We start from the raw sequence: 9,619 nt of genomic DNA, 5'->3' as shown, positions 1-9,619 counted from the left end.
GTACACATGACGAATGACGTACCCCTCCCCGCCCCCGGACGCGAGATCCAGACGCTCGACGCCCTCTCCCCCGACCAGGCGGAAGCCGTCTCCGGGCTCCTCGCCGAGGCGGCCCGGTCCGATGGCAGGCAGGCCGTGTCCGAGCAGGGGCGGCTGCAGCTGCGGGGCGGGCACCGGGAAGGGGTGCGGCATTTCCTGCTGACCGCCGGGGGCGTGCTGGTCGGGTACGCGCAGCTGGAGGACACCGACCCCGTCGAGGCGCCGGCCGCCGAGCTGGTCGTGCATCCCTCGCACCGCGGACAGGGGCACGGGCGGGCGCTCGGGGCGGCGCTGCTGGCCGCCACCGGGAAGCGGCTGCGGGTATGGGCGCACGGCGGCAGGTCCGCGGCGCGCCACCTCTCGCAGGTACTCGGCCTCTCGCTCTTTCGCGAACTGCGCCAGCTTCGGCGTCCGTTGAGCCCGCTCAACGTCGCGGAGCCGGTACTGCCGCCGGGCGTCACCGTGCGCGCGTTCGTCCCCGGCCAGGACGACACCGCCTGGCTGGCCGTGAACCGCGCCGCCTTCGCCCACCACCCCGAGCAGGGTTCGCTGACCCAGCGCGACCTCGACGACCGCAAGGCCGAGCCCTGGTTCGACCCGAAGGGCTTCTTCCTCGCCGAGCGCGAGAAGGACGGCACCACCGAGCTGATCGGCTTCCACTGGACGAAGGTGCATACCGAGGAGCAGCTCGGCGAGGTGTACGTGGTCGGCATCCGGCCCGACGCGCAGGGCGGCGGCCTGGGCAAGGCGCTCACCGCGATCGGGCTGCGCCACCTCGCCGCCGAGGGGCTGCCGACCGCGATGCTCTACGTCGACGCGGACAACACCGCGGCCGTGACCGTCTACGAGCGGATGGGCTTCACCACCCACGAGGTGGACCTGATGTACCGCACGGAGACCTGAGCGGTCACCACTCACCAGGAGGCGGCGTCGTTTGACGCCGCCTCTTTTTTACGACACCCTTTCACTACTCAATTAGTGAAAGGGGTGAACATGGCAGAGTCCGCAGCGGTCGAGTTCCGCATCGACCGGCGCAGCGGCGTCGCCACGTACCTCCAGATCGTCCAGCAGACCAAACAGGCGCTGCGCCTGAACCTGCTGGAGCCCGGCGACCGGCTGCCCACCGCACGCGAGGTCGTCGAGGCCACCGCCATCAACCCGAACACCGTGCTGAAGGCCTACCGGGAGCTGGAGCGCGAGGGACTCGTCGAGGCCCGGCGCGGACTCGGCACCTTCGTCACCCGGACCCTCGGCAGCGCGGCGGCGGCCGACGACGCCCCGCTGCGCGCCGAACTCGCCGACTGGGCCCGCCGCGCCCGCGCGGCCGGCCTGGACAGGGACGACGTGAGCGCGCTCTTCACCGCCGTACTGGACAAGACTTTCAAGGAGGATCAGGCCGGATGACAGGCGCTGCGATCGAGGCCGAGGGCCTCGGCATGAGGTACCGGGGCAAGGGCGGGGGCTGGGCGCTGCGCGACTGCTCGTTCCGGCTGCCCGCCGGGCGGGTGTGCGCCCTCGTCGGACCCAACGGTGCGGGAAAGTCCACCCTCCTGAGCCTGGCCGCGGGATTCCTGCGGCCGGCCGAGGGGACGGTACGCGTGCTGGGCTCGACGCCCGGCGACGCCCGCGCCCGGATGGCCTTCGTGGCCCAGGACAAGCCGCTGTACCCGCAGTTGACGGTCGCCGAGACGCTCTGGGCGGGCGCCGAGCTGAACCCCGCCACCTGGGACCAGGACACCGCCGAGCGGATCACCGAACCGCTTCCCCGGGACGCCAGGGTCCGCACGCTCTCCGGCGGCCAGCGCACCCGGCTCGCCCTGGCCCTCGCCCTCGGCAAGCAGCCCGAACTGCTGCTGCTGGACGAGCCGATGGCCGACCTCGACCCGCTCGGCCGGCACCAGCTGATGGGCGCCCTGATGGCCGAGGCCGCCGAGCGCTCCACCACCATCGTGATGTCGTCGCACATCCTCGCCGAGCTGGAGGGCGCCTGCGACTACCTCCTGCTCGTCGACGGCGGCCGCATCCGCCTCGGCGGCGAGACGGACGACCTGCTCACCGCGCACACCCTGCTCACCGGCCCGGTACGGGACCTCGCCCCGCACACCGTCGTCGAGTCCCGCACCACGGGACGGCTGCTGACCGCACTCGTCCGGAAGGAGGGCCCGGTGGACACCGCCGACTGGGAGACCGCCGAACCGTCGCTGGAGGAGCTGCTGCTCGCGCACCTCCGCTCCCCCGGCGCACCCGCGCTGCTCACGCCGAGCGCGGACGCCCGGACCCGTGAGGCGGTGAGCGCGGCATGAGCGCCCTCGCCCTGCGCGGTCCGGCCCGCGTCGTCGTACTCCAGCACCGCCGCGCCCTGTGGATCACGGGGGCGCTCGCGCTGGCCGGGATCGTCCTGACGGGCGTGGCCTGGTGGGTGACGGCGGCCGCCGCCACCACCTTCGGCGACACCGGCTGCTCGGTACGGCACACGGTCCGCGGCTGCGGCATCGCCGTCCGCCACTTCCTCAGCGTCGAGATGTACTTCAGCCAACTGCTCCAGTACGCGGGCGTCGCCATGATGGCCCTGCCCGCGGTCATCGGCCTGTTCGTCGCCGGGCCCATGATCGGCCGGGAGCTGGAGGACGGCATCTACCGGCTCTCCTGGAGCCAGTCCGTCACGCCCACCCGCTGGCTGGCCGCGAAGCTCGCCGTACCCGCCGTCCTCACCGTGGCCGGCGTCTCCGTCCTGTCGGCCGTGTACGCCTGGGCCTGGTCCCGGGGGCGCGGCACGAACTACCCGGCCCAGTGGTTCGAGCGGGAGGTGTACGGGGCGATGGGCCCCGCCCCGGTGGGCTACGCCCTGCTCGGCCTCGCCCTCGGCGCCGCCGCCGGGGTGCTGATCCGGCGCACGCTGCCCGCGATGGCCCTCACCGCCGTCGCCTACGCCGCAGTGGCCCTGGTCATGAACTCCGTGCGCAGCGGTCTGTGGCCGATGCGCACGGACACCACGGCCCTCGGGAAGGAGTTCCGCTACCCGTCGGAGGCCTCCGACGTCTCCGTCGGCTGGATGACCGGCGGTGGCATCCGGCTGGACGACGCCACCTGCATCAGCGCCGATGACTTCGACGGGTGCATGGCCCGGCACGGCGCCGCCGCGCAGTACGTCGACTACCACCCGGCCTCGCACTTCTGGCCGCTCCAGCTCATCGAGACCGGCATCCTGCTGGTCCTGGCGGCCGCCGTGGTCGCCGTCGCCTTCCGGGTGCTGCGCCGCAGCCACGGCTGAGCCGCCCGGCAGCCGTGTACGGGGGCCGGACCGTCCCCCGTACACGGCCACACCGCTTCCTGCATGTCATGTCGCCGTTACCGGGCATTCAGACGCCCTTGGGACCCTCTCAGGATGCAGCCAGCTGTGCCGTCCCCCCGCAACGGGAGAATTCCCGGCAGAGAACGCGCCGACCGTGCGATCTCCGCGATCTCACCCCCCTCCGACGCGCCCCCGGAGCACTCCGCGCGGAAGAATGGGTCCATGAGCCAGCAGCCCAGCTCCGAGGTCCCGGTCCAGCCCGCCGCGCAGCCGTCCGTCGGCGCCCTCGCCGCACACCGGCCGCACGCCGTCGCCGCCCCCGGCTCCGCCAGTGCCGCCCTGTCCACCGCGGCCGATCTGGACCCCGACATCGACGGCGACGCCGACGCGTACGAGCCCGATGTCGACGGGGAGGAGCTGCCGCAGGGCCGGTTCCTGGACCGGGAACGCAGTTGGCTCGCGTTCAACGAACGCGTTCTGGAACTGGCCGAGGACCCCTCGACCCCCCTCCTCGAACGGGCTAATTTCCTCGCCATCTTCGCCTCGAACCTGGACGAGTTCTTCATGGTCCGGGTCGCGGGCCTGAAACGCCGGATCGCGACCGGTGTCGCCACCCGGTCCGCCTCCGGGCTCCAGCCCCGCGAGGTCCTCGACCTGATCTGGACCCGCTCGCGCGAACTCATGGCCCGGCACGCCGCCTGCTACCAGCAGGACGTCGCCCCCGCCCTGTCCGACGAGGGCATCCAGCTGATCCGCTGGCCCGAGCTGACCGAGAAGGAACAGGCCCGTCTGTTCACCTTCTTCCGCCAGCGCGTCTTCCCCGTGCTGACCCCGCTGGCCGTCGACCCGGCGCACCCCTTCCCGTACATCTCCGGCCTCTCGCTCAACCTCGCCGTCGTCGTACGCAACCCGGTCAGCGGCCACCGCCACTTCGCCCGGGTCAAGGTCCCGCCGCTGCTGACCCGCTTCCTGGAGGCCTCCCCGCAGCGCTACGTCCCCATCGAGGACGTCATCGCCGCCCACCTGGAGGAGCTCTTCCCGGGCATGGAGGTCCTCGCCCACCACATGTTCCGGGTCACCAGGAACGAGGACCTGGAGGTCGAGGAGGACGACGCCGAGAATCTTCTCCAGGCCCTGGAGAAGGAGCTCATGCGGCGCCGCTTCGGCCCGCCGGTCCGCCTGGAGGTCGAGGAGTCCATCGACCCGTACGTGCTGGACCTGCTGGTCCGCGAGCTGAAGGTGTCCGACGCCGAGGTCTACCCGCTGCCCGGACCGCTCGACCTCACCGGACTGTTCGGCATAGCGTCGCTGGACCGGCCGGAGCTGAAGTTCCCCAAGTTCATCGCCGGCACCCACCGCGACCTCGCCGAGGTCGAGTCCGCCTCCGCGCCCGACATCTTCGCCGCCCTGCGCGAACGCGACGTGCTGCTGCACCACCCGTACGACTCCTTCTCCACCTCCGTCCAGGCCTTCCTGGAACAGGCGGCGGGCGACCCGGACGTCCTCGCCATCAAGCAGACCCTGTACCGGACCTCGGGCGACTCCCCGATAGTGGACGCCCTCATCGACGCCGCCGAGTCCGGCAAGCAGGTCCTCGTACTCGTCGAGATCAAGGCCCGCTTCGACGAGCAGGCCAACATCAAGTGGGCGCGCAAACTGGAGGAGGCGGGCTGCCACGTCGTCTACGGGCTCGTCGGCCTGAAGACGCACTGCAAGCTCTCGCTCGTCGTCCGCCAGGAGAGCGACACCCTGCGCCGCTACTCGCACGTCGGCACGGGCAACTACCACCCCAAGACGGCCCGGCTGTACGAGGACCTCGGCCTGCTCACCGCCGACCCGCAGGTCGGCGCGGACCTCTCCGACCTCTTCAACCGGCTCTCCGGCTACTCCCGCCGCGAGACCTACCGCCGCCTGCTGGTCGCCCCCAAGTCGCTGCGCGACGGGCTGATCGCCCGCATCAACAAGGAGATCGCGCACCAGCGGGCCGGCCGCCCCGCCTACGTACGCGTCAAGGTCAACTCGATGGTCGACGAAGCGATCATCGACGCCTGCTACCGGGCCGCGCAGGCGGGTGTCCCGGTCGACATCTGGGTGCGCGGCATCTGCGCGATCCGCCCCGGCGTCACCGGGCTCTCCGAGAACGTCCGGGTCCGCTCGATACTGGGCCGCTTCCTCGAACACTCCCGGGTGTTCTCGTTCGGCAACGGCGGCGAGCCCGAGGTCTGGTTCGGCAGCGCCGACATGATGCACCGCAACCTCGACCGCCGGATCGAGGCCCTGGTCCGGGTCACCGACCCCGCCCACCGGGCCGCGCTCAGCCGGCTCCTGGAGACGGGCATGGCCGACACCACCTCCTCCTGGCACCTGGGCCCCGACGGGAACTGGACCCGGCACGCCACGGACACGGAGGGCCGGCCGTTGCGCCACGTACAGGAAATGCTCATTGACGCGCGGAGGCGCCGGCGTGCGACGCCCTGACCACCAGACCCAGACGGACGTGACCGCGGGGGCGGTGCTCGCACCGTATCTCCGGTCGCAGGCAGCGGACTTCCTGCGGAGTCTGCGCCTGCACCGCGAGAACAGTGCCCCCACGGACGCCGGTCCGCAGGCCGCCGAACAGGCCGCCGGAGCGCTCCGGCGCTCGTCCCGCCGGATCAGCGGCACCCTGCACACCTTCCGAACCGCGCTCGACCCGCTCTGGGCCGAGCAGCTGCGCACCGAACTGGCCTGGCTGTCCGGCACGCTCGCCCGCGAGCACGCCTACGCGGAACGGCTGAACCGGCTCCTCGACGCGCTGCACGGGCTGTCGGGGACACCGCTGCCCTCGGCCCGCGCGGAGTCCGCCGGCGGTTCCGCCGCCAAGGAGCGGGCCGTTCTCGGCGTCGGTGCGGCGCGCGCCGGGGCGCTGCTGGAACGCCAGCTGACCCTCGCCCGGACCCGCGCCCACTCCGCGGCACTCCAGGCGCTCGGCTCCTCCCGCTTCCACGCGGTGGCCGACGCGGTCGCGCTGCTCGCCTCCGAGGTCCCGCTGGCGCCCTCGGCCGCCGCACCCGCCGCCGAACTGCTGGGCGAGCCCGCGGACCGGGCCGAACAGCGGCTGCTCGGCGCGGTGGCGGCCCTCTCGTCGGACGAGACGGCCGAGCCGTACAACGAGGCGCAGGACGCGCCCTGGCACCAGACCCGGCTGCTGCTGCGGCTGCACCGGTACGCCCACGAGGTGGTGCGCGGCGCCCCCGACCCGGTCCTGGCCGGCCCCGGTCACGCGCTCGATCTGCACCGGGACGCGTCGGAGGCCGCCGCCGCGGCGGCGTCCGCGGCCCGCACACCGCGGATCGCACCGGCCACCGCGTACGCCCTGGGGGTGCTCCACGCCGACCAGCGCCACGAAGTGGGGGCGGCGCGCGCGGTGTTCCGGGAGACCTGGCCGTACGCGGCGGCCGTGACCGCGCGATGAGCACCACGGTGCGGGCGGCGGGGTGCGTGCTCTGGCGCCGGGTGCCCGCGCCCGGCGCCGGAGTGGAGCTCTGCCTCGTACACCGGCCGCGTTACGACGACTGGTCGTTCCCCAAGGGCAAGCTGAAACGCGGCGAGTCCCCGCGGGACGCGGCTCTGCGCGAGGTCCTGGAGGAGACGGGCCACCACTGTGTCCCGGGCGCCGTGCTCCCCACGGCCCGGTACCTCGCGAACGGCCGGCCGAAGGAGGTCACCTACTGGGCTGCCGAGGCCACGGCGGGCGCCTTCTCGCCCAACGACGAGGTGGACCGCATCGTCTGGCTGCCCCCAGCCGCCGCGGGCGAACGGCTGACCCAGAAACGGGACAGGCTCCTGGTCGGCGCGTTTCTCAGCAGCCTTGAAATCTTCGGGGATTCCCCGTGATTTCCCCCCGCGCATACCGACGGGCCGATGACGCCGGCCCACCTCTCTCCCTCTCCCGCGCAAGAACGCAACGCCAAGACATCATGAGAGCGGCACCACCCCTTACGGGATTCGCCGGACACAGCGGCCGCAGCCTGCGATGCCGTCCGAGATGAATCAGCGCACGGCGTCGAGGGACACGTGGCGGGACGGCGGGGAGTTCATCTGCTCATCACATGGGACGGCACGGCACTGACGTCATCACCTGTACCGCCCGAAATGATCAGCACTCCGAATACGCTCTCACCCGGAATGACGGAATGGCGGACGAACGGAATACCGGAATGAGGGAATGACGGAAGCGCCGCATCCGACTCTCTGCCGGATACGGCGCCGGACCCGCTCCCACCGTCATTCCGGTAGTCAGTCCGATTCAGCCACAGTGCCCGTTGCGCTGCACCAACCCGTAGCGACCGCCGGACGCGTAGGTGATCGCCTTCACGTTGATGCACTTTCCGGCAGCCTGGACGGAGACCGGCCCCGCGTACTGCGAGTAGATCCCGTTGTCCGTGACGGCGCTGCCGCCGTCGGCCCAGATGGAGACCGAGATCCGGGCAGCCGTACCGGCTCCACCTGCACTGGTGCGCACGTTGGACGCACAGTTCTTTCCGGTCGAAGCGTCGTAGTACAGGAAGATATTGCTGAGCACCGCACCGTTGTCGGCGTCCGTCACGGGATAGACATCGATCTGGCTTCCGGCGCAACCAAATCCCGCAGCGCTTGCTGCCGGCGCGACCATCACCGCACCGCCGGTAATCGCCCGCAAGACTGGTGAGAATCACCATCGCCCGCTTGAGCATGGGTACACACTCCCTTTTCACGAGTCACCGAACACCGAACCCTGAACACCGCAGAACTCTGCGGGCAAAGCACAGGTGTGTCAAGGGCAGCAAATCGCACCGATTGAACCGTTTGGCCACGCTTATCATTCACCGTCAGAAATCCCCCGATCTCAACTGCGCGCCGATTCCGGGTCCCACCGCCGACCTCTCGCCACTCATTCCATTTACCAGCTCATAAATCGCGCCGACCCCCACGAATCAGGGGCGCCACCCACCCCCGACGCGCGGCGCACGTGATTCCGGATGGCCCACCTGTCCGGCATGATGATCAAAATTGAGCCCATTCCATGTCACCGGGCGGATACGGCCGGCACCTTGAGGTGTATCAAGGTTCACCTCCCGTTCACTTTTCCCCGTAGGTCACTTCATCTGTTCTGCCTAATTTCGGACCTACACGGTGCACGGCATCAGCCATCGCACCACTCGCGTCGCACGCCGCCCCGCAACACCAGCCGCGGCGGCTCCTGGAAGGAACACCCGAAAGTGAAGCTTCAGCGCAAGACCCGGCTTCGTGCCACCGCGCTCGGTGCCCTCGCCGTCTCCGGCGCCCTGGTCCTCACGGCGTGCGGTTCGGACAACAACAGCGGCGGCGACACCGGCGGCAGCGGCAGCAAGACGAAGGCCGCTTCGAACGTCAAGTGCGACGGCGCCAAGGGCCAGCTGCGCGCCTCCGGATCCAGCGCCCAGAAGAACGCCATGGACCTGTGGGTCAAGGACTACATGGCCGCCTGTTCCGGCGTGGAGATCAACTACAACTCCTCCTCGTCCGGCGAGGGCATCGTCGCCTTCAACCAGGGCACCGTCGGCTTCGCCGGCTCCGACTCGGCGCTGAAGCCCGAAGAGGTCGCCGACTCGAAGAAGGTCTGCAAGACCGGCCAGGGCATCAACCTCCCGATGGTCGGCGGCCCGATCGCGGTCGGCTTCCACCTCGACGGTGTCGACAGCCTGACCCTGGACGCCCCGACGCTCGCCAAGATCTTCGACACCAAGATCAAGAAGTGGAACGACGAGGCGATCGCCAAGCTCAACCCCGGCGCCAAGCTCCCGGACAAGGCCATCCAGCCCTTCCACCGCTCCGAGGACTCCGGCACCACCCAGAACCTCGGCAAGTACCTCGGCGCCGCGGCCCCGAGCGACTGGAAGTACGAGGCCGAGAAGAAGTGGCCGGCCCCCGGTGGCCAGGGCGCGACCAACTCCTCCGGTGTCGCCGCCCAGGTGAAGCAGGTCGACGGCGCGATCGGCTACTTCGAGCTCTCCTACGCCGCCTCGCAGAAGATCACCACGGTCGACATCAACACCGGTGGCGCCGCCCCGGTCAAGGCCTCCGCGGAGAACGCCTCCAAGGCCATCGCCGCGGCCAAGGTCAAGGGCACCGGCAAGGACCTGGCGCTCGACCTCGACTACACCACCAAGGCCGAGGGCGCCTACCCGCTGGTCCTGGTGACGTACGAGGTCGTCTGCGACAGCGGCAACAAGGCCGACACCCTCGGCACCGTCAAGTCCTTCCTGACCTACACCGCCTCGGCCGAGG

General features: G+C 70.8%; 9 protein-coding genes. 8 read left to right on the top strand and 1 reads right to left on the bottom strand.

The window, feature by feature from the left end:
* The first annotated feature begins 6 nt into the window (after positions 1–6).
* The 7 genes from mshD (at position 7) to J1C73_RS25560 (ending at position 7,207) form a co-directional block, all read left to right on the top strand.
* Positions 7–942 (top strand): mycothiol synthase, encoded by a 936-nt coding sequence (gene mshD / locus J1C73_RS25590; RefSeq protein ID WP_207318464.1) that lies wholly within the window; start codon positions 7–9, stop codon positions 940–942.
* Positions 943–1,032: 90 nt separating this feature from the next.
* Positions 1,033–1,443 carry a GntR family transcriptional regulator gene (locus J1C73_RS25585; RefSeq protein WP_207318462.1) on the top strand — a complete coding sequence of 137 codons (411 nt, stop codon included), beginning with the start codon at positions 1,033–1,035 and terminating at the stop codon, positions 1,441–1,443.
* Positions 1,440–2,342 carry an ABC transporter ATP-binding protein gene (locus tag J1C73_RS25580; RefSeq protein WP_207318461.1) on the top strand — a complete coding sequence of 301 codons (903 nt, stop codon included), beginning with the start codon at positions 1,440–1,442 and terminating at the stop codon, positions 2,340–2,342. Before J1C73_RS25585 ends, J1C73_RS25580 begins: the two co-directional genes overlap by 4 nt.
* Positions 2,339–3,310 (top strand): ABC-2 membrane transporter-related protein, encoded by a 972-nt coding sequence (locus tag J1C73_RS25575; protein ID WP_242644691.1) that lies wholly within the window; start codon positions 2,339–2,341, stop codon positions 3,308–3,310. The genes J1C73_RS25580 and J1C73_RS25575 overlap by 4 nt, the downstream gene beginning before the upstream one ends.
* Before the next feature lie 243 nt (positions 3,311–3,553).
* A complete protein-coding gene (locus tag J1C73_RS25570; RefSeq protein WP_207318460.1) occupies positions 3,554–5,809 on the top strand; it encodes an RNA degradosome polyphosphate kinase in 2,256 nt (751 codons plus the stop codon).
* Positions 5,796–6,785, top strand: coding sequence for a CHAD domain-containing protein (locus J1C73_RS25565; protein WP_307797797.1), 990 nt, complete (start codon positions 5,796–5,798; stop codon positions 6,783–6,785). Before J1C73_RS25570 ends, J1C73_RS25565 begins: the two co-directional genes overlap by 14 nt.
* Positions 6,782–7,207: an NUDIX hydrolase gene (locus J1C73_RS25560; protein WP_123460652.1), complete on the top strand. Its 426-nt coding sequence runs from the start codon at positions 6,782–6,784 to the stop codon at positions 7,205–7,207. Before J1C73_RS25565 ends, J1C73_RS25560 begins: the two co-directional genes overlap by 4 nt.
* Before the next feature lie 412 nt (positions 7,208–7,619).
* Here the strand turns inward: J1C73_RS25560 and J1C73_RS25555 are convergent, their stop codons facing one another.
* Positions 7,620–8,012, bottom strand: coding sequence for a hypothetical protein (locus tag J1C73_RS25555; RefSeq protein ID WP_207318458.1), 393 nt, complete (start codon positions 8,010–8,012; stop codon positions 7,620–7,622).
* Positions 8,013–8,571: 559 nt separating this feature from the next.
* Between J1C73_RS25555 and pstS the strand changes: the two genes are divergently transcribed.
* Positions 8,572–9,619: phosphate ABC transporter substrate-binding protein PstS (gene pstS / locus J1C73_RS25550; RefSeq protein ID WP_207318457.1), on the top strand; the 1,048-nt coding region annotated here is incomplete at its 3' end.

The organism is Streptomyces laculatispora (assembly GCF_017353455.1).
GTDB classification, from domain to species: Bacteria; Actinomycetota; Actinomycetes; order Streptomycetales; family Streptomycetaceae; genus Streptomyces; species Streptomyces laculatispora.
The sequence above is the reverse complement of the archived record's forward strand: the minus strand, read 5'-3'. Positions and strand labels throughout refer to the sequence as shown.